General features: G+C 55.5%; 20 protein-coding genes, 1 tRNA gene, 2 pseudogenes and 1 riboswitch. Of the genes and pseudogenes, 15 read left to right on the top strand and 8 right to left on the bottom strand.

The window, feature by feature from the left end; translation table 11 throughout:
- Window positions 1-83: 83 nt before the first annotated feature.
- A complete protein-coding gene (gene thrC / locus CGLUCO_RS05570) occupies window positions 84-1,457 on the bottom strand; it encodes a threonine synthase (RefSeq protein WP_084036223.1) in 1,374 nt (457 codons plus the stop codon).
- Window positions 1,458-1,676: 219 nt separating this feature from the next.
- Between thrC and CGLUCO_RS05575 the strand changes: the two genes are divergently transcribed.
- Both CGLUCO_RS05575 and CGLUCO_RS05580 read left to right on the top strand, forming a co-directional pair.
- Window positions 1,677-1,749: transfer RNA gene (locus CGLUCO_RS05575), tRNA-Glu, on the top strand.
- A gap of 185 nt (window positions 1,750-1,934) precedes the next feature.
- Window positions 1,935-3,212, top strand: coding sequence for a 3'-5' exonuclease (locus CGLUCO_RS05580; RefSeq protein ID WP_232621856.1), 1,278 nt, complete (start codon window positions 1,935-1,937; stop codon window positions 3,210-3,212).
- Between the two features lie 14 nt (window positions 3,213-3,226).
- Here the strand turns inward: CGLUCO_RS05580 and CGLUCO_RS05585 are convergent, their stop codons facing one another.
- Window positions 3,227-4,123 (bottom strand): LysR family transcriptional regulator, encoded by an 897-nt coding sequence (locus CGLUCO_RS05585; RefSeq protein ID WP_005396146.1) that lies wholly within the window; start codon window positions 4,121-4,123, stop codon window positions 3,227-3,229.
- Window positions 4,124-4,192: 69 nt separating this feature from the next.
- Here CGLUCO_RS05585 and CGLUCO_RS05590 point away from each other — a divergent pair, with 69 nt between their 5' ends.
- From CGLUCO_RS05590 to CGLUCO_RS05615, 6 genes are all read left to right on the top strand, one after another.
- Complete coding sequence (locus CGLUCO_RS05590) at window positions 4,193-5,335, top strand: TDT family transporter (RefSeq protein WP_268753250.1); 1,143 nt, start codon at window positions 4,193-4,195, stop codon at window positions 5,333-5,335.
- 142 nt (window positions 5,336-5,477) lie between these two features.
- A riboswitch (TPP riboswitch) is annotated at window positions 5,478-5,588 on the top strand.
- Complete coding sequence (locus CGLUCO_RS05595) at window positions 5,584-6,243, top strand: ECF transporter S component (RefSeq protein WP_005392311.1); 660 nt, start codon at window positions 5,584-5,586, stop codon at window positions 6,241-6,243. It overlaps the preceding riboswitch by 5 nt.
- Before the next feature lie 290 nt (window positions 6,244-6,533).
- The gene (locus CGLUCO_RS05600; protein WP_260322632.1) at window positions 6,534-7,892 is read left to right on the top strand and encodes an ABC transporter ATP-binding protein; all 1,359 of its coding nucleotides are present in this window, start codon (window positions 6,534-6,536) and stop codon (window positions 7,890-7,892) included.
- Window positions 7,889-8,689, top strand: coding sequence for an energy-coupling factor transporter transmembrane component T family protein (locus CGLUCO_RS05605; protein WP_005392317.1), 801 nt, complete (start codon window positions 7,889-7,891; stop codon window positions 8,687-8,689). Before CGLUCO_RS05600 ends, CGLUCO_RS05605 begins: the two co-directional genes overlap by 4 nt.
- Window positions 8,690-9,337 carry a nucleoside/nucleotide kinase family protein gene (locus CGLUCO_RS05610; RefSeq protein ID WP_005396150.1) on the top strand — a complete coding sequence of 216 codons (648 nt, stop codon included), beginning with the start codon at window positions 8,690-8,692 and terminating at the stop codon, window positions 9,335-9,337.
- A gap of 169 nt (window positions 9,338-9,506) precedes the next feature.
- Window positions 9,507-10,013, top strand: a complete 507-nt coding sequence (locus tag CGLUCO_RS05615) for a P-loop NTPase family protein (protein ID WP_232621855.1) — start codon at window positions 9,507-9,509, stop codon at window positions 10,011-10,013.
- A gap of 615 nt (window positions 10,014-10,628) precedes the next feature.
- Here the strand turns inward: CGLUCO_RS05615 and CGLUCO_RS05620 are convergent.
- Together CGLUCO_RS05620 and istA are read right to left on the bottom strand one after the other, a co-directional pair.
- Window positions 10,629-11,390 carry an ATP-binding protein gene (locus CGLUCO_RS05620; RefSeq protein WP_070840902.1) on the bottom strand — a complete coding sequence of 254 codons (762 nt, stop codon included), beginning with the start codon at window positions 11,388-11,390 and terminating at the stop codon, window positions 10,629-10,631.
- Window positions 11,387-13,069, bottom strand: coding sequence for an IS21 family transposase (gene istA, locus CGLUCO_RS05625; RefSeq protein ID WP_198481419.1), 1,683 nt, complete (start codon window positions 13,067-13,069; stop codon window positions 11,387-11,389). Before istA ends, CGLUCO_RS05620 begins: the two co-directional genes overlap by 4 nt.
- A gap of 404 nt (window positions 13,070-13,473) precedes the next feature.
- Here istA and CGLUCO_RS13120 point away from each other — a divergent pair.
- Window positions 13,474-13,759, top strand: a pseudogene (locus CGLUCO_RS13120) (transposase); the annotation flags it as partial.
- 123 nt (window positions 13,760-13,882) lie between these two features.
- Here CGLUCO_RS13120 and CGLUCO_RS05630 read toward each other — a convergent pair.
- Entirely contained in the window at window positions 13,883-15,253 is a 1,371-nt protein-coding gene (locus CGLUCO_RS05630) for a TetR/AcrR family transcriptional regulator (RefSeq protein ID WP_070738955.1), read from the bottom strand.
- Window positions 15,254-15,643: 390 nt separating this feature from the next.
- Here CGLUCO_RS05630 and CGLUCO_RS13125 point away from each other — a divergent pair.
- Window positions 15,644-16,648 (top strand): annotated as a pseudogene (locus tag CGLUCO_RS13125) (integrase core domain-containing protein); the annotation flags it as partial.
- 869 nt (window positions 16,649-17,517) lie between these two features.
- Here CGLUCO_RS13125 and CGLUCO_RS05640 read toward each other — a convergent pair.
- Window positions 17,518-18,222, bottom strand: coding sequence for an IclR family transcriptional regulator (locus tag CGLUCO_RS05640; protein WP_005392329.1), 705 nt, complete (start codon window positions 18,220-18,222; stop codon window positions 17,518-17,520).
- A gap of 53 nt (window positions 18,223-18,275) precedes the next feature.
- Between CGLUCO_RS05640 and leuC the strand changes: the two genes are divergently transcribed.
- From leuC to CGLUCO_RS05655, 3 genes are all read left to right on the top strand, one after another.
- Window positions 18,276-19,649 (top strand): 3-isopropylmalate dehydratase large subunit, encoded by a 1,374-nt coding sequence (gene leuC, locus CGLUCO_RS05645; protein WP_005396162.1) that lies wholly within the window; start codon window positions 18,276-18,278, stop codon window positions 19,647-19,649.
- A gap of 37 nt (window positions 19,650-19,686) precedes the next feature.
- Complete coding sequence (gene leuD, locus CGLUCO_RS05650; RefSeq protein ID WP_005396163.1) at window positions 19,687-20,274, top strand: 3-isopropylmalate dehydratase small subunit; 588 nt, start codon at window positions 19,687-19,689, stop codon at window positions 20,272-20,274.
- A 371-nt stretch (window positions 20,275-20,645) separates the two neighbouring features.
- Window positions 20,646-21,239, top strand: a complete 594-nt coding sequence (locus CGLUCO_RS05655) for an arsenate-mycothiol transferase ArsC (protein WP_005392335.1) — start codon at window positions 20,646-20,648, stop codon at window positions 21,237-21,239.
- 156 nt (window positions 21,240-21,395) lie between these two features.
- Here CGLUCO_RS05655 and CGLUCO_RS05660 read toward each other — a convergent pair whose 3' ends face one another.
- Window positions 21,396-22,382, bottom strand: a complete 987-nt coding sequence (locus CGLUCO_RS05660; RefSeq protein ID WP_005396164.1) for an NUDIX hydrolase — start codon at window positions 22,380-22,382, stop codon at window positions 21,396-21,398.
- On the opposite strand from CGLUCO_RS05660, the gene CGLUCO_RS05665 reads away from it, so the two are divergent.
- Window positions 22,381-23,430, top strand: coding sequence for an NAD(P)H-dependent glycerol-3-phosphate dehydrogenase (locus tag CGLUCO_RS05665; RefSeq protein ID WP_005396165.1), 1,050 nt, complete (start codon window positions 22,381-22,383; stop codon window positions 23,428-23,430). The two genes, CGLUCO_RS05660 and CGLUCO_RS05665, sit on opposite strands and share 2 nt — an antisense overlap.
- Before the next feature lie 5 nt (window positions 23,431-23,435).
- Window positions 23,436-24,458: a D-alanine--D-alanine ligase family protein gene (locus tag CGLUCO_RS05670; RefSeq protein WP_081446561.1), complete on the top strand. Its 1,023-nt coding sequence runs from the start codon at window positions 23,436-23,438 to the stop codon at window positions 24,456-24,458.
- Window positions 24,459-24,749: 291 nt separating this feature from the next.
- Here the strand turns inward: CGLUCO_RS05670 and CGLUCO_RS05675 are convergent, their stop codons facing one another.
- Complete coding sequence (locus CGLUCO_RS05675; RefSeq protein ID WP_005392343.1) at window positions 24,750-25,676, bottom strand: DUF3515 domain-containing protein; 927 nt, start codon at window positions 25,674-25,676, stop codon at window positions 24,750-24,752.
- Window positions 25,677-25,680: the final 4 nt, after the last annotated feature.

The raw sequence follows: 25,680 nt of genomic DNA on the forward strand, positions 1-25,680 counted from the left end.
GGCCCCCCTTCTCGCTGCTGGCAGAAAAGCGCGGTTACCACTGGCTGGCAGTCGCCAACCAGCAGACACAGAAAAATGAGTAGTTAGCCTACCTTCTCGGCAATGAACCGTTTGACGGCTTCCGCATCATTTGGCATGTCAGTGACGTGGCGCTCACCAGATTCGATGTCACGGAAACGCTCGGGGACGGTGGGACTCTCGCCGATAGCCTCGTAGATAGTCTCGGCGAACTTCACCGGTAGAGCGGTCTCCAGGCAGATGACGGGGCCTGTGACCGTGCCGGCGGAAAGTAGAGTTTCCGCCACGTGAATGCCGTCTGCGGTGTGTGGGTCCACGAGCTGGTCGTACTCGGAATGCAGGCGGGCGATGGTAGCCAGCCTGTCTGCGTGGGTAGAAGACCCCGAGGCGAACCCGAACTCGTCAGAGACGCACGCCATCTCGTCGTCGGAAAGCGTAAACGAGGGGGAGGTAGAACCGAACAGCTCCGCCGTGCGCTGAGCACCGACAAGATCGTGAATGAACCGCTCAAAGTTGCTGGCCTTGGAAATATCCATCGAGGGGGAGCTCGTGGCGAGCGTCTCCGCCGCCGAACGGGGCCTGTAGGTGCCCGTGCGGAAGAACTCGTCCAGGACATCGTTCTCGTTGGTGGCTACGATCAGCGACGTAATCGGAACACCCATTTGGCGGGCAATGTGGCCGGCGCAGATGTCGCCGAAGTTGCCGGTAGGAACGGAGAAGGCAATCGGAGCGCCGGCCTGCAGGTAGAGCCAGACATAGTACACCACCTGTGCCAGCAGCCGCGCCCAGTTAATCGAGTTGACCGCGCCGATGTGGTACGTCTCCTTAAACTCCTTATCGGCAGAGACGGCCTTGACAATGTCCTGGCAGTCATCAAAAACACCGTCGACGGCGATGTTGAAAATATTCGGGTCGTCGAGGCTAAACATCTGCGCCTGCTGGAACGGTGTCATACGGCCCTTCGGGGTGAGCATGAACACCCGGATTCCGTCGCGTCCGCGCATGGCGTATTCCGCAGAGGAGCCGGTGTCGCCACTTGTGGCACCGAGGATATTCATCTCCTTGCCGGAGTCCTCAAACAGCACACCGAGGAGCTGCATCGCCATGTCCTTAAAAGCTGCCGTCGGCCCCTGAGACAGATGGCCGATGAACAGGTTGTCGGTGACCCTCGTCAGCGGGACGATCTCCTCGGAATCGAAGGCCGTTGTCGTGTAGGCCCGGTGCGCGAGGTGGCCCTTGCCAGGTGCGTACAGTTCGATAATGGCCTCGGCCACCTCAGGGTAGGTCTTCCCCTTGAGCGCGTCTAAGTCCTCCTTGCTCAGCTGCGGGTAGCTTTCGGGTAGGTACAGGCCGCCGTCGGGGGCTAGCCCCCGGATGAGTACGTCATCGAAGCTGGCAGGGGACTGGTGGTTGTGATCGCGGGTGGAGAAGTACTTCATGGGTAGGAATCGTACCGTACCGCCCGGTCTGTAGGTGGTTTTTGCTTGTCGACGCCTCGTCTCACCGTATCTTCTCCCTCACTCCCGACCGCTCGTAACCGCCCGAAAAGCTATATGACGTGCGCATTTGGTAATTCGGTGACGGTTACGTAGACTCGTGGGCACGCTCAACGGAGTATAACCGTCAGAGTAAAAAGTGAAAACGCATACGTTGCGTATGCCCCGTTCGTCTAGCGGCCTAGGACACCGCCCTCTCACGGCGGCGGCACGGGTTCAAATCCCGTACGGGGTACAAGGAAAGGCACTCAGTGGAGACACTGAGTGCCTTTTTTAATGCGGTGGTAGACACGCCAACAGGTGGCATGGAGAGGGCGGGTTAAATGCCAGGTTCTCACACATACTGCAGGTGGACAACGTTAGAACGAATGTTCATTCAGACCGAGGAATTACGTTGTGTTTAGTCATAAAGTTATGGATATGGGCTTTGTTGATTTCATTTCGAACCTTCTCAGTGGCGACAACGCAGACTCCAGGAATCACCGGAACGACACAGCGCCCGGTATTGATAACGTTCTTGGAGGCCTCGAAGAAGGCGGGCTCCCCAATCAACCACTTGCGGCGCCCACATCTCATTATCCGCAATTCTCGGTCGCGAGAAGCGTAGAGAGCTCCGCGCCATTGCCGTGGTTGGAACCGAAGCAGGCGATAAGGATGCCAACCTTTGAGGGGCGCTACATCTGTGATTGGGTGAACCCCATCGCCCAATTAAAGCGAGACGGGGATTTGGATACTGCCCTCTATTTTGCCAAAGGGTGCATGGAAGAAATGGTGCACGCGGCGAGAGAAAATCCAGCTAATGTGATGGAATTTTACGTAAGTCAGGTACTCATCATCCAGCACAAGCAGCGGGACTATGTGGGAGAGCTGGAAACTCTGGATTACTGGTTGGGCCTCCAGCTACCTGCCTCTAGACAGGATCTCCACGTCAATCTTCTGAAAAGACAAGCCAAGGCGCAAGAGATGGCGGCTAAGAGGAGCGGAACCGATCCTGCGCCCTACACAGCAGAGTGGAAGCGGCTCGTTGAACTGGAAAAAGAAACCAAGAAATCTCAGGTTGACTCAGGTTCACTCACCGGCAGGTCAGCGGCTGGATTGGACTCTATAGCGACGGTCAGTCGGCACGCACCACGGAGATATGCAGCATCTCCGGAGGCACTTGCGAAGCCGAAATTCGTTGCCGTTGACTTTGAGACAGCTAACCGGTCCTCGAGGTCTGCGTGTCAAATCGCTATGGTCAAGGTCGAGTACGGCCAGATCGTAGATAGATTCTCTACGCTGCTTAAACCTCCACCGGGGCACGATGAATTTGAATTCACGTATCTCCATGGCATCTCGGCTCGCGATGTCGCGGATGCTCCAAGCTGGAAGTTTGTCGAACCTTACATACGAGCTTTTGTTGACCGCCTGCCTGTGTATGCACACAATGCGTCTTTCGACAGGGGAGTATGGGTGAGCATGGATTCTTACTACGGAACGAGGACGCTGCCGGAAGAGTTTTACTGTTCTTATCGCACTGCAAAGAGGCTGATTCCTGGCCTGGAAAACTACAAGCTACCCACCGTTACCAAGGCAATCGCGCCATGGTTCCGTCTTGATCACCACCGCGCTGACTCGGATGCCGAGGCCTGTGCGCTGATCGTTATAGGTTTGCAGATGTTGGAGAACTACTCAGAAGATGAGAGGCCAAAGCAATAAGCGACCCGGAGTATTTATGCTGGAAGAACGATCGAGTCAATGAACTCCTTAGCTTCTTTACTTCTCGTCGCGTGCCGGAGCCAGACTGCGGTAAGTGGCCGGGTGAAGGTAACCTCAGCGGGAACGGCGATGAGGCGACCAAGCTGAATATGATCTGCGATAGCGCCCTTCGCGATGATGCCAGGGGCTTTCAGCGCCATGATGCCGGATCGCTGTGAAGCAAGGGAGCCGAACTCGCCGGCAGGTGGTGAAAGTGTTCCGAGGACGTTCTCAATGACATCGCGGGAACCGGATCCTTTCTCCCTGACGACCAGGGGAGTTGTACGTAGCTCTGCAGCTGTGACGGGGTGCTCGTTGTCACGCTTTGCCCATGGGTGATCCGGGGTGACGGTAAGAACCAGCTCGTCTGAGCCGAGTTCCTTCTCAATCTCGTTGTGGAGAGGTGTGCCTCCCTCAACGACGCCGACATCGGCGTGCTGCTCAGCGACAAGCTTGCGCACCCCTGCCGAGTTGTCCTGTAACTGTGTGATCGACACGTGCGGGTGTGTAGCAGTAAAAGTCGCGATCCAGGCGGGGCTGTAGAGCTCGGCGACGGTGTTCGATACAGCGATGGTCAGGGTGACGTGCGCAGGGGTGCGGGCAAGGAGGCGTCGAGAAGCCTCAAACTCGTCGGCGTGGGCGAGGAGAGTGCGGACGTGTGGGAGGAGCGATCGACCTGCAGCCGTGAGTGCAATGCCATAAGGAGAACGGTGAAAAATCTCGATGCCCAGGGTGTTTTCTGCACGATTGATGCGCTGGCTCAAGGTCTGCTGGTGAATGTGGCTGTCCCTGGCGGTGGCGGAGATACTTTCGTGCTCGGCGGTCAAGACCACGGCGTAGAGATCGTCCCACGCAGGTAGATTGCGGTACACGCATTCATTGTACCCCCCACAATTTCTGGGGTGTGGTGGTTCTGGGCTGCGAGTTAATAGAGTGCCTGTGTGCATAAGTCAGATAAACCATGTGTTCTTGCTCCGGCGGGCCCAGCTTGGGCCGGGTCCCTCATGGGGACCTCAATTGCTGCGTCACTCACCTCTGCTCACGGTCTACCCGGGTGGGTATCCACCTTCTTTACCACGATTGCAGCGGGCATCCTCGTGACTATCACGGTCGGCTGGCTTATCCACCGCAACCCCCACTTCTCCCACACCCTCATGCCAGCGTGGGGCATGTACGCCATGGGCATCCTCGCCTGCGGATCCGCTTGGACAGCGGTCACTGGCAATGACTGGTTCCAGATCATCTCCTGGTGGATCGGAACACCACTGGGGATCATTGTGTGCCTCAACCAGCTGCGCGGATTCGCCGGCGCGCCCACCTTCCAATGGGGGCTTGCACTTGTAGCCCCGATGGTTGGGGCTACAAGTGGGGGCCAACTTGCACCCGACCACGGGGGGCTTTATCACACTGCGGGTATCGCATGTTTTGTGCTCTCACTGGTCACCGCGCTGCCCATTTTTGCGCGCGTGTACATCGATGTCGTCCGTGGGAAGTTGCACCTCCCAGGCCAAATCGCCGGAACAGCGTGGATTCCCCTTGGTGTCGTGGGTCAGTCGACAGCAGCTGCGCAGGTTCTCTTCGGGGGTAAGTTTGCCATCATTTACGGTGCCGTTATGCTCATCGCCGGCATCAGGATGGTCGAGTTCGCTATGAAGAAGTTCTACGTTGCCGTGTTCGAGTGGGACGGCTACAGCCCCGGCTGGTGGGGCTCGACATTCCCCACCGGTACGTTGTGCCTGGGTACTCACTTATTGAGCAAAACAGCTTCTGCGGAGTGGCTCAACTACGTGTCAATTTTCTTCCTCATCCTGTTGCTCTGCCACTGGACGATTTGTTGCGCCCGGTGGGCGACATGGTTGCTCCGGGAGTCGCCGACAGCACACCGCTACCACGCCAAACGCCACCCCACCCTCGTCATCGAGGATCCACGCTTTCACCATGGAGAAGCTGAACCTGCATCGAACGACGACGGGGGCGACTTTGTCGTGGAGAGCCATGCCGATTCAACAGATCCCGATCATGAGCGCCTGAGTAAGGAAGGCCTAGCAGCACACCCTGCGGTCTCTGGAGCGCGGGGAGTATAAACGACGGAGTTTGCGCACAGAATTAGGCAGTTACAGCGGGATTTCCAGGGACACCGGAGCCGACTCGTCTAAACCTGGATAGATTCATTTGGGACATGTGGGGGTAGGCAGTTGCCGGAAAGTTCGGATTAATCTTAAGCTAATTGCGCACCACGGGAGCTGACAGGAAATCCTGTCGGCTGAGATGCCTCGCGGCGAACCGTAGAACCTGATCCGGGTAATACCGGCGAGAGGAAGGGATAACTTTCATGAACAATTCTGTCAACCCAGCGGACGAAAAGGGCACTGCAGGAGTGCCTGTCCGCACATCGGGGCCATCCAGGAAAACAGACACGCGTGGCTGGCGTGGCATCGACATCATTACTGCCGCAGTTTTAGCTGTGGCATGTGGCCTCATCTTCTGGCTGTGGAATATGGTCGGCGGCGCGGGTTTTACAGCCTTGGACACACTGACACCCGGGTTTGGTGGTCTGGTGACGGGCACGTGGTTCTTGGGTGGTGTCCTTGGCGGATTAGTCATCCGGAAACCAGGTGCCGCGATCTTCGTTGAGCTGGTTGCCGCTTGTGTTTCTGCTGTGCTGGGAAGCCAGTGGGGAATCTCGACGCTGTACTCGGGAATCGCGCAGGGGCTTGGTGCCGAGATCGTTTTCGCTATCTTCGGTTACAAGAAATTCGGATTGCAAATCGCAGCTCTTGCCGGTGCTGCATCAGGCATCGGAGCGTTCTGCCTCGAGTTGTTCACCAGTGGCAATCTCGCTAAGAGCGCAGAATTTAACCTCATCTACATTGTCTGTCTCATCATTTCTGGCGCGATTCTCGCAGGCATCATTGGCCACTATCTGGTGAAGGCCCTCGCACAGACCGGCGCTCTCGACAGGTTCGCAGCTGGACGCGCAGCGAAGGCTTAAACAAAAAAGTCGAGAATAAAAGCCTCGAGAAAAGCCAGGCTTATCTCACGTACGCGCACCCAGCCTGTCAGAAAAATGCTTGAAGCCTAAACCGAGCCGACTGCATCTGAGGCCCGCACTCCGACAAGCTTTGCGGGCGCTGATGGGCGAGTGTGGTTCCCGCAGGGCGGAGTCCACCTGCATCTGGGAAAGAAAACAGCGGTTGGCACCTCAATCGCTGGGGCTCCAGGCGTGCTTTCTGCGCCTGCCACACGTGAAAAGGAGAAAGACATGCTTGTGGGGACGGCACGATGACGACGAGACCAGTAGGTTCACGTAATCGTCAGGAGCACGGGGATGTGGTGGTGGAAGCCACAAATTTGGGATACACGCATGCGTCCCGCGGAATCCCCGCTTTCACGGGTCTTGACCTCACAATCGAGCGGGGGGAGCGCGTTCTTCTAACTGGCGATTCCGGGGCGGGAAAATCTACGCTCTTATCGCTCATCGCGGGTCTATACACGAGCGATGACGAAGGTGCACAGGAGGGGAGTCTCACTGTCCGGGGTTCCGTGGGGATGGTGTTGCAGGATCCTGATTCACAGGTGATCTGTAACCGGGTCAGCGATAACGTGGCTTTCGGTGCAGAAAATCTCGGAATTGATCCGGAGGAAATCTGGAACCGTGTACGAACGTCACTGGACTTGGTGGGACTGTCGGTTCCCCTTGACCATCAGGCATCCAAGCTATCCGGTGGTCAAAAACAACGACTCGCTCTGGCCGGAATTTTGGCAATGAAGCCGGATATCATCATTCTCGACGAACCTACGGCGAACCTCGATCCCGAGGGGGCTGAAGATATTGTTCGAGCGGTCGATTCGGTTGCGCACTCCGTGGGGGCGACGCTCATTGTGGTGGAGCATTCCCCTGCGCTGTGGCTGCCACTAATGGACACCGTCTATCGCATGGAAAAAGATGGTATCCACCAGATTGCTCCCGCAGATGCTGTAGTTACGTTCGACTTACCGGAGCATAGAACAGTTACTCCAGAGGCCAGTAATCTTATTGAAACAACGGATCTGCAGACAATATGGGGGCCACCGCGGTCTGTTGCGCTTCCCGAGGGATATTCGACGGTCATCCGTGGAGCGAACGGTACAGGAAAAACCACCCTTGCTCTCACACTTGCAGGACTGGAAAAAGCGGTTGGGGGGCACATGTATATTGCAGATTCGCTTCGACAAGGCTTATCAGGTCCCCCGCACACATGGCGCTCGCGCGAATTAGCCCGTCGCGTAGGGTACGTTTTCCAAAACCCAGAGCATCAATTCGTAGCCCGCACTGTTGCTGCGGAGCTTGCTGTTGGTGGTGCAGACAGGAAACGTGTCGCCGAGCTAGTGGAGCGGCTACGCCTTGGTCACGTCCTTGATGCCAACCCCTTTACCTTATCTGGTGGTGAAAAGCGGCGTTTGTCTGTCGCGACGGCTCTTGCCAACGCGCCACGCCTCGTCCTTCTTGACGAGCCAACCTTTGGGCAAGATAAGACGACGTTTGTAGAGTTGGTTGGTTTAATCCGTGAGCTGACAGTCAATGGAGTGACAGTGTGCTCGATCACGCATGATCCTGTATTTGAACACAGCCTCGGCGATCACACGGAGGTGCTCCTATGACAGCTGCAACGCAGCACACGAAAGGGCTGGGCGTAGGGGGACTGAACCCCGTAACGCGCCTCTTCATGGTTTTCATTTTCACCTTGCCGCTCTTTTTCACTGTGGATTGGGTATCGGCGACGGTGGCAATCGCTATCGAGCTCATCGCAATACCTATTCTCCAGGTACCAGTGAGGATGGTAGTCAGGCGAAGTATTCCCCTTCTTATCGCTGCTGGCCTCGGTGCCATTCCCATGATGCTGTACGGGCAGGCCGACGGACACACCTACGCGTCGTTTCTGACAGCACAAATCACGGATAATTCGCTTCAGCTGGCAGCGGGGATCTTTGTTCGTGTCCTCGCTGTTGGCCTTCCCGTAGTAGTCGTTTCTCACGGTGTGGATCCGACGGATGTAGGGCGCGCGCTCGCCCAGGTTCTGCACCTCCCCGCACGATTTGTCCTGGGCACCGTGGCAGCGCTGCAGATGCTCACAGCTCTGCGAGAAGACCTCCATGCTATGCACCAGTCCCGCCGTTCCCGTGGACTGATAGACCAGCGAGGTTTCGGTCACCGCTTCCGCAATGCGATTACGCTTGCATTCGGGCTTCTCGTACAGTCGCTTCGTCGAGCCTCCACGCTATCGGTGGCTATGGAGGCACGTGGATTTTCCTACGCTCATCGTCGTACGTGGGCGAAGCCGTCCACTCTGCGTGCTGTAGACGTGGTTGCGCTCGCTATCACCACTGTTCTCGCAGCCGTCCCTATTATTGTTTCTGTCGCTACAGGCTCTTTCCGTCTCTTTGGAGTTTTTGGCTAGATGGCGCGCACTATTCTTATCGATGGAAGGTCAGGAGCGGGTAAGACAACTTTTGCCGGGCTCGTTGGGGAGGCGACTGGCTTTCACGTCATCCACCTCGACGAGTTCTACCCTGGGTGGGGTGGCCTTATAGAGGGTGCTAGAATGGTCGAAAACTGTATCCTCCAAACGGATGACCCGGGTTATTTTCGGTGGGATTGGGGGAAGGAGCGACCGGGGGAGTGGGTGAGTGTTGATCCGAAGGCAGACCTCGTTATCGAGGGGGTCGGTTCGATTACGACAGGCAACGTCCGTGCCGCCCGTGAAAGATACGCAGAATCTAAAGAGGGCAAACTGTCCCAGGCGGAGGGGCTGGGCTGTCTCACCGTATGGGTAGAAGTTCCCGACGGGCTTCGACGTCAACGCGCGCTGGCCAGGGACCCTGGGTTCGTTGATTTTTGGGAAATGTGGGCGCGTCAGGAGGAGTGCTTTGAACAGAGTTTTGAGAGAAAAGAAGAATTAAAGCAATGTAATATGAGGGTTCAATCGGCTGGGATCGGCTTTCAGGACAACGCGAAAATTCTACGCTCGGCGCTGCAGGATTGCGTAGAGTGGGTACAATGTGGTGTGAAAGGAGCGGCACCTGGTTATAAGCAGAATTATTCTTAGATTTACGTATTTACCTGGGGAAAAACAACTTTGAGCAATCGTAATATGTTTTGTTTATCTCGTGAAATGATGTAGATTTGAGGGCGAGTAATTTTGCGAAAGAACGTGATTTCAATCATGTTAAAAGTTCTGTAACCATTACATCCTTATAGGATCTAAGATGGGAGTTATGACGAGAATGGATAAACTTGTCGTCATCGGCTCGCCGGGATCCGGTAAGCGGGCGTTTAGCACCGCACTTTCCAGCGTCTCTGGGTTGCCAGTGACACATCTGGATACACTCTACTGGAACGACGACGGCACATACGTTGGAGACGACACCTTTTTCGCCAGGGTCGATGAGGCCATGGCGGATGGTCGTTGGATCATTAGCGGTACCTATCTTAACGTTCTCGGTAAGCTCCTTGATGCCAGCGATGGAGCATTCTTCCTTGATTACTCACTTGAAGCGTGTTTGGAAAGCGTAAAGAACTATAAGGCGCAGAACGACGGTGCGGCGTGGATCGCTGCGCCAGGTGCAAACGAGAACGAAGCATCGTTCATCAACAAGTTCCACATGGAATCGCGCCCCAAAGTCTTTGAGGAACTGCGTCGCAGGCCTCGGCTCCTTGTCAACCGCTTCACCACTAATGCTGGAGCCACTACGTATCTTCGTGCCATGGGGTGGCGCCAATAGCCTTATAGGGTGCTCGCATGGCCACCGCAAGCGGTGAGTCTCGCATACAGAGGCGGTTCCTCGCTCGTAGGCTAATGAACGGAGATTCCGGCTGCTAGGGGGATGAGGCTACCGAGTGGTAGTCTCAACCATGCCACTGTGGCCATTGATTTGGCACCCAGGACCCCTGAAAGCCGCCTCATGGGCATGAAGTCATACCGCGTCCCCTCGCTATGTACACACTGAGACGCGTGAGGCAGAGAAATACTACAGCAACTGTCCGAAAAAAGGGGGGCTCTACCTTCCCCAGAGGCGAAAACATCCCGTGAGTGGGGCACAGCCCTTGCATTGTCTCCATAGTTCATTGTTATGAGGGGGATCCCGCCGAACTGCAGGTACCATTAGTGCGGACAACGCTTCCGCAACAGAAGAAAGGCTTCCTACCGCGTGGTAGGAAGCCTGTTCTAGGTTATGTTTGTTATGTCCCAGTAGTTTTTGGACTCGGAGTCCAGTGACTTTTTGTACGTGGTTGCCAAGAGCGGTGAGTTGGTACTGGGTTTGTGTTGATGTGGTACTGGGGGGTTGTGCGTTGTTGGTACTGGCCCCTGCCAGTGTGAGGCAGGGGCCAGGGGTGGGTTAGTTTTCGGCGTTTTGGGTGTTGAGGTGTCTTCTCATATCGTATTGGCCAATTTTGATGCGTTGACCATTGTTGAGCCTGCTTACGAGCGAGTCTGCGCCGACTGGGTTGGGGAGGGTTTCTCGCCAGTATGCGGCGGTTGATTGTGAGGAGACGATGATGGGCAGACGCCCGTCTCTTTCGAATACGATGCGGGTTAGGTCTTCTTGTCCGCGTTGGTCTATTCCGATGGTGAGGAAGTCATCGATGATAAGCACATCGATGTTGCACAGTTTTCTCATTTTGTCGATATAGCCTTGGTCTGTCGGCAGGAAGACCGCTAGTTCATCTACAAGCTGGTCAAGCCGGTAGTACGCGACACTGAACCCACTTTGGCAGGCGGCAATGCCTAGGGCACAGGCAATGTAGGTTTTTCCTGTTCCTGTGGGGGCGAGGATATGAATGTTGGTGGGGTTTTCCCGCCAGTTGGTTGCTGCCAGCCTTTTCAATTGCCGCATGTTGATGCCACGTTGATCTGGGTGGATAACTTCGTGGAGGGTGGCATCTGGGTAGCGAAATTTTGCTTGCGTGATCGCTTTGTCGATGTTTCTCGCGGTGCGTTGCGCGAAGGCCTCATCTACTGCGGCTAGGAAGATATCCTCGGGAAGCGCATCGGTGTGTGCTTCATCAGTGACAATGGAAAAGAAGACGTCAGCAAAGGTTGATACGCGTAGGGTGCGCATTTTTTGACGTGTTGTTTCGTCGACCTCAAAGCGTGTCATTGCAGGTTTCCTCCTTCCTGGCTTGTGTGTGTGCCGTATGGGAACACATCGTTTACAAGGCCGGTGTCACCGTCGTCTGCGTAGTGTTCGATCGGTCGGATGAACACGTCATTGGCACTGAACTGCGTTATGTCCACCGGTGTGGACTGTGGTGTGCGTGCCACATCACAACCGCTGCGGTGCGGGGTGTGGCCGTTTTTCATCTCATGGGCGATCGTTGTTTGCAGTCGCTGCAATACCGTCATGGTGGGGACAAGCTTTTTGTTTAAAGCTTCACGGCAGGCCGGTTCAAGGGTTGTTTTACCGTGCTTTTTGCCCAGCTTGGCAAGAATATTGCGTACCTGGAACAACCCTTTGGGAGTGGCTGCTTGATTCCTGTCAATAATCATTGTGACAACGGTAAGCGTTGCCGGCCCGAACGAGGATGCCCAGGAGATAAGCTCATCCCGGGTAAGCACATTATGGCTGGTGTCCCCATCGGCAGGCCCGTGGGCAGGATCGGTTGAATACCGGTATTTAAAACCCGTAAGCCGCACATGTTCCGCGACGATATGCTCCCCGTCAAACAAGGTCACCAGCCCTGGAGTGATCCGTGCAGTAAGTCGTTTACCGACCAGCGTAAAAGGAACCGAATAGTACTGGTAGTCGCACATGACATGCCAGTTACGATCCACCTTGGGGTGTTTCCACACCACATCAGTAAACGCCGTTGCGGGAAGATCCCGCATCACCGGTGCTTCTTCCTCATCGAACCGCTTACGCCTGGTAGTGCCATCCGGGCGGGCAAGACCACTGTTGATGTCCTCCAGCCGGATAGCGATCTCCTCATTAAGATCATCCAGACTGTAAAACGTCACTCCATCGAAATAGCCCATGATCTTGGTGTAGGCAATCTGCACAGCACGCTCAACAGCTGCCTTATCCTTCGGGCGGGCAGGCCGTGTCGGCACGATTGTCATCTGGTAGTAATCAGCCAATTCCTGATACTTGGGCAACACCAAACGATACGTGGAATGCTTCTTCGGGCGATACGTCGCTGTTGGTGCATTATCCGGCACCACAACAGATGGCACTTTCCCTAAATACTCCAAGGCTTGAACATGGCACTCCAACCACGCTGGCATCTTCTCGTTAGCCTTCGCAGTGACAAACATCAACCCGGAATACGGGCACACCGCCACAAACAACGACGCTTTCATCCCCACCTCGCCGGTTGCAGCATCAACGATCGGGACCTTATCGCCTGCCCAATCCACATACAGTTCCTGGCCTGGTTCATGTTCAACCACCCCATCCAGGTCATTAACCCGCAGATAGTCACGCAACCCCGCACAAAACTGCGAATACTGGTACTTCACCTCCCCATCCGCAGACTCGGCCGCCAAGTAATCCATCCACAATTGATTCCTTGTCAGGTGCCGATTGTTCTTCAGACGCTGTGCCAGAGCTTTGAAATCTGGCTGGTCATACGCCTGACGCCGGTTACTGCGCCCATCGGAAAACCTGGAAACAAACCAACCCGGAGGCAGCAAACGAAACGACTCAGCCGTGATCGACTCCTCCGCGATAATGGCCTTCACCCGCGACACATCACGCCGCGAACAGCCAAGAACAGTAGTAATCCGAGAATACGACGCACCATCAAGACACATCGCCATAATCTCTTTGAAGTTAGCCACAAAGACCAACCCCTTCCATGTTGAAACTAGCCACGACGCCACAAGAACATGACGCCGCCACTAACAACAATGAAGGAAAAACCCACCCAGTACCGACTACGCACACCCCCAGTACCAACTACGCAGACAACCGGTACCAACAACCCCTATTTCGCACGTGGTGTCTACTGACTGTTTGGACTTGGTGAGGCCACTATTTTGGGATGGGAATTTCATCCCATCTCAGAAAGAAAATCGCTGATTTCGATCCGGGATCACGATCAAGCAGTTCTGCAAGGATAACGGTTTTTCTAAGCAGACGTACTTCAATATCAAAAAGCGTATCGCCGAACGTGGTAGATCTGGCATCCTGCCGGACAGTACAACACCGAAAAACCCAAAAGACGCCACGATGACCAGATAAAGTGGTGCGTATTTGCGGACATGGTCTCTACGTCGGGTTGCGGTTTAAAAACCGAAAAATCTACACCACGGTCGACGACAACAACTACGCAGAATTCTTCACCGACCACGATGGTGAACTCCTGTTCGCGTTCCCACTGCCCATCGTCTTAAAACACCGGCCTGCAGGAGGCCAAGTCAATATCGGTCACGTGGAAGGCTTCTGGCACCGGCAACCCCCCACACATCAAACCAGAGCTGTCCCGCCCACGCCCATCACGACGAGGAAACAACAAACCACCGCACTAGCCCACGTACAAAAACACCATGGACTCCAAGTCCAAAAGACCAAAGACTCCGAGTCCAGAAAGTCACTGGACTCCGAGTCCAAGAAGTTCATGGATATAACAGACCTAGGTTGTGTTAATCCAGTTACTCCTTCAAATCATCAACCGAGTCGATATTCAGGGTGCTCAGAAGTCCCTGAATAACGATGTCGAAGACAGGTCCAAGGTATTCCAACTTGTCTTTCTCGTCCAGATTCTTGAGAGACCCGGTGGAAAAGAGGTGCGCGAGACCGTGTGCCGATGCCCACGCAGAAAACACCTGGGAGTAAAGGATCCACGCCTGGCGGGGATTGTTCGAGTTCTCGATAGCTTTCTTGGTCAACTCCACGAGGAAGGAGAAAGCGACCCCCATGCGTTCGCTTTGGTCAAAGTTGTCAAAATCGGTGGGCACGATGGCACCGGAGGCAATTTCGATGAGAACGTTCCAGCCGATCGGATCGTGCAATGCGAAAGAGACGTACCCGAATCCTGCCGCCTTGAGGTAGGAGAATGCGTTCGACCCACCGGGGAGGGAGAAGCACTGGGCGCCGATAAATCCTTGATCCTGGTTATCCAGGTAGTCCTCGACCTCTTTTACGAGCTTATCGGCTCCGTCGGCCAAGCGGAGAACATCGTTCTTGGGGAGATTTGCGTACTGTGCGACGCGACTGAGATCAACATTGGACTGACCGAGATCCCACACGAGGTCGATGAGACCGCGGTACATTGCGATTTGCTTCTCATCGTCGTTGTTGCGGGGGAACTCCGGAGCCTTAGGCACCGCATTAAACGGAACATTGCCACCCAATTGCTTTGGGTTGAGCTCAGTTGCGCCCTTATTCTTGATCGAGCGGACTATACCTGCGGTCAGAGATTCCAGCGAGCCCTGCAGCAGCTGCTTCTTGGCTACCGGGCTGAAGAGCCTGCAGATACCGAAGGTGCAAAGGTGGGTAATGCCGTGAATCGTGGCATAAGCGGTGAGAGCAATCTCAAGGAGGAACTTCGAATCCTTGGGTCCGTCGAGTTCCTCGATAAGGTCCCGGATGTAGCCGAGAACCCGGGTGACGGTCGGCGGCATGAGTAAGTCATTGAAATTGCCTTCGAAACCTTCGGGAAGGTCGATATTCATCGGTGCGGAGATAAACGCACCGAAGATATCCGGAGCTTCCTGTGAGAACGAGAAGTAGGCTCGGCCGGTGGCCTTGAGCTTGTCCAGAGTTGAGGCATCCTCTGGGAGCTTCCCTAGTTCGTAGTCGGCAAAACGGATGATGGTGGCATCAAGCTCGGATTGTAGGACTTGCTTGAGGTTATCGTCGGTAGGGAAAAATTCCGAGATGTCCTCTTCACTAATTTTGGAAATGAGGGAGATTTTTTCCCGGCTGAGGTTATTAAAGCCACGGTTGCTAACGATTTCATAACCTGCGGAAATGACGCGACCCCGTGCCTCTGTTTTGCCTCTACTACGGTAAAGATTCACTGATATTCCTCGTTAATAATGTGGTTCTCGTCTCTCGCGAGAGCGGAAACTGGTTCACTATTTCCTGCTTCCGCTTATTGTAACAACTTCTCTTGAAAGGCCTATTGTAACAACTTCTCTTGAAAGATTGACAGCCACGCATGGTCATGGCTACTACGGGGCGTAACTCATCTTCTGGTTTGTTCGAAGGGGAATCACACTTTTGGGATTCGCGACCCTTATTCTTTTGCTTAGTTCCTTGTTTTGCATTTTTGTCATTCCTTTCCCTGCGCATTCCGTGCGCGTACGATGCTGGGGAGTCCCCCGTTCAGTCCATGCTAGGTAGCCCCCGTTAAGTCCATGCTGTGGTGTCTACTGACTTTTTGGACGTGGTGAGGCCACTATTTTGGGATGGCAATTTCATCCCATCTCAGAAAGATAATCGCTGATTTCGAACCGGTTGCAAGCGGGATCACGATCAAGCAGTTCTGCAAGGATAACGGTTTTCTAAGCAGACGTACTTCAATATCAAAAAGCGTATCGCCGAACGTGGTAAATCTGGCATCTTGCCGGACAGTACGGCACCGAAAAACCCGAAGAGATGCCATGATGGCCAGATACGGCAGTTGGTGATTGAATCCCGCGCAACGTTAAAGAGTCAGGGGCGGGACTACGGGCCGTGGTCAATCTAGTACTACCTGATCGATGATCTGGGGATCCAAGACCCGCCAGGGCGGTCAACCATTGCGTGCTGGTTGCGTGAGGTTGGTGTTGTTGAGGCTAACACCAGGAAACGACTCCGTAGCTCGTACAGGTGGTTTTACTCGCGACAAGGTGAACGAGCTGTGGCAGATCGACGGGTTGGTGTACCGACTGTTTGATCATGACCATACCCAGATCACGGTGTATCAGGTTATTGATGATGCCAGCCGATTTGATGTGGGCACCCAAGCGTTTCCTGCTGCCGAAAACGGCAACGACGCACGCTTTGTCCTTGCAGCTGCCTTCGATACGTACGGGTTGTCACAGGAGGTCCTGTCAGATAATGGGGATGCCTTTGCTACCTATCACTGGGGCAGATTGTCCTCCACAGAGCTGTGGTTGGCCCAAAAGGGCGTTGCGGCTATAGCCGGATTCGCGCCCACAGTACAAGGCAAATATGAACGCTCCCACAAAACCTTGACGAGGTTTTTAGACGCACGACAACCCACAATGCTGACGCACGTGAGACAACTGTTGACACAGTTCCGCCAGTTCTATAACACCCAACGCATACACCAGAGTCTTGTCTGCGGGAAGATGCACATCACACCCAAACAGGCCTGGAACAGCCTGCCGCATGCGGCCCCACCGACCCACACCATCGACCCTGACTACCTGTGGGCCCGAATCGTTGACGGCTACCAAAAACACCATGGACTCCAAGTCCAAAGAGACCAAAGACTCCGAGTCCATAAAGTCACTGGACTCCGAGTCCAAGAAGTCATGGACATAAAACCGTTAAGTCCATGCTTTTATGTCCATGCTAGGGAGGTTGTAGCCCGATCGAGGTAAACATCGGTATATATAAGGTAAGCGGTGTTTACTCTAACCGAATGCGGCATTCATCCAATATGGAGGGGATCCAGTATGGAGGGGGGAGATCTGAGTGAGCCGTATGCGTAGCTGGTAAGACCGACGGTTTTGTACGACCTAGAGTGTGCAACGAAACAATTCAATCGCGCGGAGGGCGAGGAGAGTGCAATGAAACACGCAAAGAAAATAAATTAGATAGTTGTGCACTGGTGCAGGGTACTGGCTGAGTGATAGTGGCCAAAACGCAGTGACGCTTTATCTGCACGCTGATCTTGTACGCTGACCGTGGATGGTGACTTAGGACGCTGCTCCTGGATGTCGGCATGGATTTGTAGCCTAACCGTAGACCGTGGCCACCGAACTAGGGCCACCGAACTAGGAGGTGGTTTAGCTGTCGGCGCACCACCTTCGGCGGCGGAGCACAGTGCTGGATCCTCGCCAAAGTCACTTTGGTTTGACAGTGGCTCTGCGGACGGGGACTGGAGTGTGCAGGCGTGGAGAAAGTATGAAGGAACAGGCTCGTGACACTTTGATGGAAAAATTGCCTGCTGCTGGCAGACGAGTAAGATGGCCCAGTCCGTCCGGTACGCACACCCGCAACAGGCTTATCCTTGCCTCCCAGGTTTCACTCTAAGACTTAGCGGATTAAACCCAAGTCAATGTGGTCTGGTCACGCTGTAAAAGACTGAACGGGGGCGGTTGACGTGCTCTTAGAGCAGGGCACCGAGCGATCGGGCTGCGTCGCGTAACGGGGCAATGAACTGTTTTCCGTCGAATCGTTCTGATGGCCCGGACAAGCTAAGGACAGCAACGAGATCTCCAGTGGGGTTAAACACGGGTGCGGAGACGCTGGCCAACCCCTTCTCACGTTCATTTTTAGAATCGCTCCAGCCCTGCTCACGAACTTTGTCCACAGTTTCCTCCGTATAAACAGCATCCTTGAGGATACGGTCGCGGAGGGTTGGGCCGGAGAAAGCTACGAACACGCGGGCAGCGCTACCAGCGGTCAGAGGCATGCGTGCGCCAACGGGGACGGTGTATTTGAGGCCTGAGGGTGGTTCTTGTGCGGCGATGCACGTGCGTTGCATCCCAGTGAGCCGGTAGAGCTGCACGGATTCTCCCGTGTCCTCCATGAGGGTGGTCATAATGGGCACTGCAGCGTCGATAAGCTTATCGGTGGAGCCGGAAGCCAACGCGGTCAGTGCCGGGCCGATTACCCATTTTCCGTCAGTGGAGCGAGCTAGTATCGAGTGCACTTCAAGTGCGGTAGCCAAGCGGTGAGCCGTGGCGCGTGGTAAACCGGTGATGTCACACAGTTCGGTTAGAGAGTGCGGTCCTTCCGCAACGGCCCATACGATGGACAACGTTCTATCCAGAACCTTAATGCCACTTTTGTCAGTGTTATACTGTCCCATGACACGATATTAACATTCCATTCTGTGGGAGGCTAGTTTTGAAACCGTTAACAATGGCAGAGAAGGTCTGGAAAGCTCATCAGGTTGCTGAAGGGCTCATTTACATCGACCTTCACCTCCTGCATGAGGTGACTTCCCCGCAGGCTTTCGACGGTCTTCGCTTGGTGGGTCGCAAAGTCCGTCGTCCAGATTTGACGATCGCGACAGAGGATCACAACGTACCGACCAATGCCACCACGATCACCGATCCAGTATCTCGGACGCAAGTTGAAACGTTGCGGAAGAACTGCGAGGAATTCGGTATCCGGTTGCACTCGATGGGGGATAAAGAGCAGGGAATCGTTCACGTTGTAGGCCCGCAACTGGGCCTCACGCAGCCGGGTATGACCGTCGTGTGCGGTGACTCTCACACGTCTACGCACGGTGCGTTTGGTGCGATTGCCTTCGGCATTGGCACGTCGCAGGTCGAGCACGTCCTTGCAACTCAGACGCTGCAGATCGAACCCCTGAAAACGATGGCAGTCAATGTGTCTGGTGAGCTCGCAGACGGTGTGACCGCAAAGGATTTGATCCTGGCGATTATCGCCAAGATTGGTACCGGGGGCGGGCAAGGGCACATCATCGAATACCGTGGTTCCGCCATTCGTAAATTGACGATGGAACAGCGCATGACGGTGTGCAACATGTCAATTGAAGCGGGAGCGCGCGCGGGCATGATTGCCCCTGACGAAACCACCTTTGAATACCTCAAAGGCCGGGATCACGCACCGAAGGGCGAGCAGTGGGACAAGGCGGTCGAATACTGGCGGTCCATTGTCACTGACGAGGGAGCTGAGTTCGACACTGTCGTAGACATTGATGGCTCCACCATCACCCCCTTTGTTACCTGGGGAACCAACCCCGGACACGGTGTGCCTCTCGCCGCGAGTGTGCCGAGCCCGGAGGACTTTTCTGGTGATGAAGCACAGGCAAGCGCAGCGAAGGCACTGGAGTATATGGGGCTGACACCGGGGACTCCCATGCGAGAGGTTGCTATCGACACTGTCTTTATTGGTTCCTGCACAAACGGGCGCATCGAGGATCTGCGGGCTGCTGCGCGTGTGATGAAGGGGCGCAGCGTGAACACTCGGACGCTTGTCGTTCCCGGAAGCTACAGGGTGAAATTGGAAGCTGAGAAGGAAGGGTTGGATCAGGTTTTTTTGGATGCCGGGGCTGAATGGCGTCTGCCTGGTTGTTCTATGTGCCTCGGGATGAACCCTGACCAGCTGGCTCCCGGTGAGCGAAGCGCCTCCACTTCGAACCGTAACTTCGAAGGACGTCAGGGTAAGGGTGGGCGCACGCACCTGGTCAGTCCTGCGGTTGCGGCTGCGACGGCGGTTGCAGGGCATCTCGCTTCCCCCGCAGACCTCGCTCCAGCGATGGCATAAAACCTGAAAACTACTGAGAACGTAAAAGGAAACACTCATGGAAAAGTTTGTCACTCACACCGGTGTTGGAGTGCCGCTCAAATCATCGAACGTTGATACTGACCAGATCATCCCAGCTGTTTACCTCAAGCGAGTCACGCGCACGGGTTTCGATGATGCCCTCTTCGCGGCCTGGCGTCAGGATCCCGCCTTTGTCCTTAACCAAGAGGAATACAAAAATGGCTCAGTGCTCGTCGCCGGCCCTGATTTTGGCACCGGATCGTCCCGTGAACATGCCGTCTGGGCGCTCATGGATTACGGGTTTAAAGCTGTATTCTCGTCTCGTTTCGCTGACATCTTCCGCGGAAATTCCGGAAAGGCAGGTCTCGTAGCTGGACTCATGTCGCAAGACGATATCGAGCTGCTGTGGAAACTCATGGAGGAAACTCCCGGTCTGCAGCTCACCGTCAATTTGGAGGACCAGACAGTAAAAGCGGGGGAGTATGTCCTGCCGTTCGATATCGATGAAAAAACAAAGCATCGTCTGCTTGAAGGGCTTGATGATATTTCTGTCACCCTCGCTCACGAGGATGATATCAGTGAGTATGAAAAGGCCCGCCCAGACTTCAAGCCCACAACCCTGTGAGATGGCGCTCCGCGGAGCTTCATATCTGCAGAGCTACACAATCGCAATATAACTGGATAAAAGGCCGAAGAGATACTTCGGCCGAATAAGCGCCGGATAAGAGCCGGATAGGAAATGGATGCCTCAGCTGAAGCTGAGGCATCCATTTTTTGATCCTCAAGGTAAACGGAAAGTGAATATCTTTACCGCAAAGTGTGGCGTCGTTTGGACTCTTTCGGCGCTACGGTTCCGTTAGTAAGTACCTAAAAGAATCTCTGAGCGTGTCTTTCTTGCCGGGTAATGAATATTCCGGTAAGGTTAACAACAAGTTAACAAAAGGGAAACGAAAGAATACGCGATAGGGAAACTGGCGCGTAGTGGAAGGAAGAAAAATGACCGCACAGCTTGTCGATCGTTTTCGCATCGTCCGAGAAGATATGCACCGCTACTACGGGGGATCTGTGGAGTCCGACGTCATTGATGATGTCGTAGATTCAGCGATTTCTGATGTCAGCGAAGATGCGCGCATTGAAACGTTCATCCCTGTGCTCGTTGAACGCGAAGCCCGAGAAACGCTTGAATCGATGGGAACTGTCCGCAAGGAGGTGCTTTTTGCCTCCAAACACAACTCCGCGCGAGCGCAGCTGGCGTACGCTCTGGCGCGCTACTACGCGGGTGACCATCTGTTCATCCGAACTGTGGGAGTTGAGGGGCGTGCCCCGGTGGATCCGGATGTTCTGGTGGTTCTGGACGAGATGGGTGTCTCCGGCGGTGTCCTTTATGAGAAGGATGACACCCCGCGCACCGTGCACTTCTCTGATGTCGTCGTCCTACTCGGCGTGGAGGAGTCTCCTAACCTGCCTGGAGTGCGCTATGTGGAGTGGAATGTTGACGACCCGGCAGGTAAAGGCCTAGCCGCGATGCGAGAGGCTGCACGAGAGATCGACGCTCTTGTCCGTACGCTCCTTTTCGAACTTGCCGCATAGTGCGGCGGGATGCCCTGTGACACGACGGCCGTCACTGGGTGATGATTGCAAAAATCCGCTCTGAGGGGGATAACCCCTTAGAGCGGATTTTGTGCTTTCTGATTGGACGTGTCCGAGAGCCCCGGACGTATATCCTCTTTGTATCCTCTGTGGCTTTTACTTCACTGGGAGGGCGCTCGCCAAATAGTCGGCTCCAGTGAGTTGGCCATCATTAAACGACAGCACCCACACTGACCCTTTCTTGCATTTCACTTCATCCATCGGTAGGGGTAGGCGTCCTGTGTCGGAGTAATGCTGCAACAACGCTGGGATTCGCTCACCCTGGGAAACAACGACGGAGACACCGCCGTCGGCGATGATCTCGTCGAAACGTGCGATTGCTTCATCGGGCTGGGCATCGTCGCCAAGCAGCGGGTCGACGATGACAGATACGCCAACTTCTTCCGCAATCGGGGCAGCAGTGGATTGGCAGCGATCTGGAACGGCGGAATACACCTTTTCGGGGCGGAAGCCGAGAAGGAGCGGAGCAAGCATCTCGGCCTGACGCAGGCCTTTCTTCTCCAGCGGGCGCAGATTGTCGTCGCCAGCCCACTTCCGCCGGTCGTGCGCCTTGGCATGACGGACAAGGAGAATCCGGGACTCGGCGGGGAGGTGGAACCGCTTGTCTGCCTTTTCTAAGACGTGTGTGTCCACCTCGTACGTGAGAAGTTCCTTCGCTTCCTCCAGCGTGACCCACCGCAGCTCATCGACCTCATCGTTGGGTGTGAAATGACCGCCGAGAACCTTAGCCGTCCAGTAGTAGACGATCTTGGTGCGGTCCAAAACAGGGTAGCTGACGTTGCCCAGGAGTTTCCCGAGTCGCACGGTGTACCCGGTTTCCTCGAAGATCTCTCGAATCGCCGTGACTGGAAGGGACTCGCCTGGGTCCAGCTTTCCCTTGGCCAGGGACCAGTCGTCGTAGCAGGGGCGGTGAATAATCGCGACGCGTGGGTCGTCGACATCGCCTTTCCAGAGCACCGCACCGGCGGCTAGGGTAGGCCGCTTCGCGTCCTTACCTGGCTTTGGGGGGATCTGCTGAAAGCGGCCGGTGACGTAAAGTGAGTTTGCTTTGTCTTTGTCTTGTTCGTGTGGTGACTTGGACATGTCTTTTAAGTTACCCTTAATCCAACAAGAACTGTTGAAAGGAACATGTTTAATGCACGTCGCAGTCATGGGTGCCGGTAGTTGGGGGACAACAATGGCAAAGGTTGCAGCCGATGCTGGCAACACGGTGACCCTCTGGGCGAGGAGGGAAGACGCTGCCCGGAGGATCCAGATTACGCGTGAGAACAGCGACTACCTTCCGGGGCTCACGCTGCCACCTTCAGTCACGGCAACGTCGTCGGCAGAGGAGGCGGCCACGGGTGCAGACATCGTTATTCTGGGTGTGCCGTCGCAAAGCCTACGAGGAAACCTCGAGCAGTGGACCCCCTTCCTAGGTACGAGCACCCTCATCCTTTCGCTTGCGAAAGGCGTTGAGCACGGGACAGGCCTGCGGATGAGCGAGGTCATCGCCACCGTGACCGGACACCCTAGTGACAAGATTGCGGTCCTGTCAGGACCCAACCTGGCCCGCGAGATCGCGATGGAACAGCCGGCTGCCACGGTGATCGCGTGCTCCGACCACTCGCATGCCAAGGTCATCCAAGCAGCAGTGAGTGCCCCGTACTTCCGTCCGTACACGGTGACCGATGTCATCGGGGCGGAGCTGGGAGGCGCATGTAAGAACGTCATCGCACTCGCTTGCGGTATGGCTGTGGGTAAGGGGCTAGGCGAAAACACTGTCGCCACACTTATTACTCGAGGCCTCGCAGAAATCACACGACTGGGAGTTGAGCTTGGTGCAGATGCCCGCACGTTCGCCGGTTTGGCGGGGCTCGGGGACCTCGTGGCCACGTGCAATTCGCCGTTGTCGCGGAATAGAACCTTCGGCGAGCGTTTGGGGCGTGGCGATAGCCTGGAAGATGCTGCCAAGGCGACGCATGGGCAAGTAGCTGAGGGAGTAATATCGTCAGAATCCGTGTACCACCTAGCGGAGGATCACGGCGTGGAGATGCCCATCACACAGGCGGTGTACGGCGTGTGCCACAATGCAGTAAGCGTTGATGAAATGATTACAGCCCTCATGGGCCGGTCGAAGAAGGCAGAGTAAAACAAGTGACCACAGTTGCCGTTATTTACGGTGGTAAGTCCACCGAACACTCCATTTCGTGCATCTCTGCACGGGCTATTATGGATCATCTCGACGATGTCGACGTGTTCCCCGTTGGGATTACCCGCGATGGCACGTGGACAACGGGGGATCCTCGGCACATGACAGAAACACTCCCGGAAGTTACCGTCGAACGCGAGGTGTTCCTGCATAAAAACGAAATCCGGCTCCTGGAGACGAGTGAGGTCCTCGCGACTGTGGATGTCATCTTCCCCGTGCTGCACGGTCTCAATGGCGAGGATGGAACTATCCAGGGTCTGTTTGAGCTCTCCGGCGTTCCGTACGTGGGCAATGGAGTTCTTGCCTCCGCGTGCGGGATGGATAAGCAGTACACAAAGAAATTGTGTAAACTCGCTGGACTCCCGATCGGCAAAGACCTTGTACTCGAAGGAGGAGAGGAGTTCATCCCCGGTACCCTGAACTTCCCCGTATACGTCAAGCCCGCCCGCGGTGGTTCTTCCATCGGCATCTCCCGTGTTGAGGATGTGTCCGGTATCGATGAGGCTATTCGCCTTGCGCGAGAAAGCGACCCCAAGGTCATCATTGAGGAAGAAATCAAGGGCATCGAGGTTGAATGTGGTGTTCTCGAGTACCCGGATGGACGCGTTGTCGCAGCGGCACCTGCGGAGCTCATTGGCACAGAGGATGGTGAGGCTGGCTTCTACGACTTTTCAGCGAAGTACCTCGATGGCCAGGTTTCTGCGCACATCCCGGCGCGGCTGAGTGAAGAGGAAACCGCGCGTGTCAAGGAGATCGCGGTGCAGACCTTTAAGGCTCTGAACTGCAATGGGCTCGCCCGAGTCGACTTTTTCGTCACCGAGCACGGCCCAGTGATCAACGAGATCAATACGCTTCCCGGCTTCACCCCGATTTCAATGTACCCGCAGGTCTTCCAGGCAGAAGGCATCAGCTATGGGGATCTCCTCCACATCCTGATAGAGCAGGCACTGGCCACAAAATCTAAGTAGGCGCAAGCACAGCTGGGGGGCTGCATTTTCACGGCGATCACCGCAATCACCGCGATGGCGGTCGCAATCGCGATTGCGATCGCATTTGCGGTGGAGGAACAATCCCGCCTCAGCAATTCCGTACACGGATGTTCTCGGGTGCTAGCTCATGTGGTCGCAGAAACGACAAGGGGCTGCCGAATTGCGTGCTAGACATTCAGGGTAAAAAGGAAAAAGGTCGGCTGGCCCTTTTTCTTTTCGACGATATGTGCGTGCAGTTCTCGCTCCCGCGCCGTGGCATTCAGCGTGCGGTTACTGCGCTTTCTGAGCGTCGGCCGTGTCCTGCGAAGGAGCGGAGTCTCCTGCGTCCTCGACAGGACCGATCTGGCGGGAGACATCGGCGAGGACGTTCTCGGCCAAATCAAGGGGCGCAAATACGGCTACGGTGGGTGTCCCCATGGACCACCAGCGTAGGCCGGAGGAATCAGTGAACCAGGGGCGGCCGTCGAGCTGCGTCAATCGCGCTCCAGCGGCGTATTCAGGGCTCATCGACACTCCACAGCGGACTTCGATGGGATTGCGGGTGTCGGAGGTATAAAGCCACGAACCGGTGGGGGAATCTGGACGCCCAGCTAGGACGTGGTCGCCATACTTCTCAGGCAAGTTAAGCACGGAGCAGGACTCTGTCTCATTTGCAGCGGACGCATCGATGCGTTCGAGTGGCGTAGCAGGAAGGTCAATCTCGTGGTGCGTGAGTGTGCCGATAGCCTCGTCCAGGCCACCTGTCACCTTTTTCGCCTTGCTACCCTCCGGCGCAGTCACAGCTACCGCTGGGGTGGTGTCAAGCGTGAACCACGTGGCATTTCCGGAGTTATCGCTAATTCTGAGCCACTGGGCACCGGATTTTTCTGTCACAGAATCAGCTTGCGACGCGTAGTCCGGGGTAGGCACGCCACAGCGGATCGTAAGTTCGTCTTCGAGGCCGTGCTTATACGCTGCAGCGCCGGAGGGGGCTGGGTCAGCGATAGGAACGCGCTTGAATGTGCCGACCTTGTTCGGCAGAGCGTCGACAAAGCTCTGGCACTCAGCAGAGTCCGCCTCCTCGTAGCCGAGGTCAGTGACCACCGTGGGGCCACTGGCAGCCTTGGAATACACGAATTTAGCGCCGAAGACGACGGCGAGGACAAATACCAAGGCAAGCACGAGAGCGATCACCATAGGGGTGTTTTTGCGTTCCATAGGC

Source organism: Corynebacterium glucuronolyticum DSM 44120, from assembly GCF_030440595.1.
Taxonomy (GTDB): Bacteria; Actinomycetota; Actinomycetes; order Mycobacteriales; family Mycobacteriaceae; genus Corynebacterium; species Corynebacterium glucuronolyticum.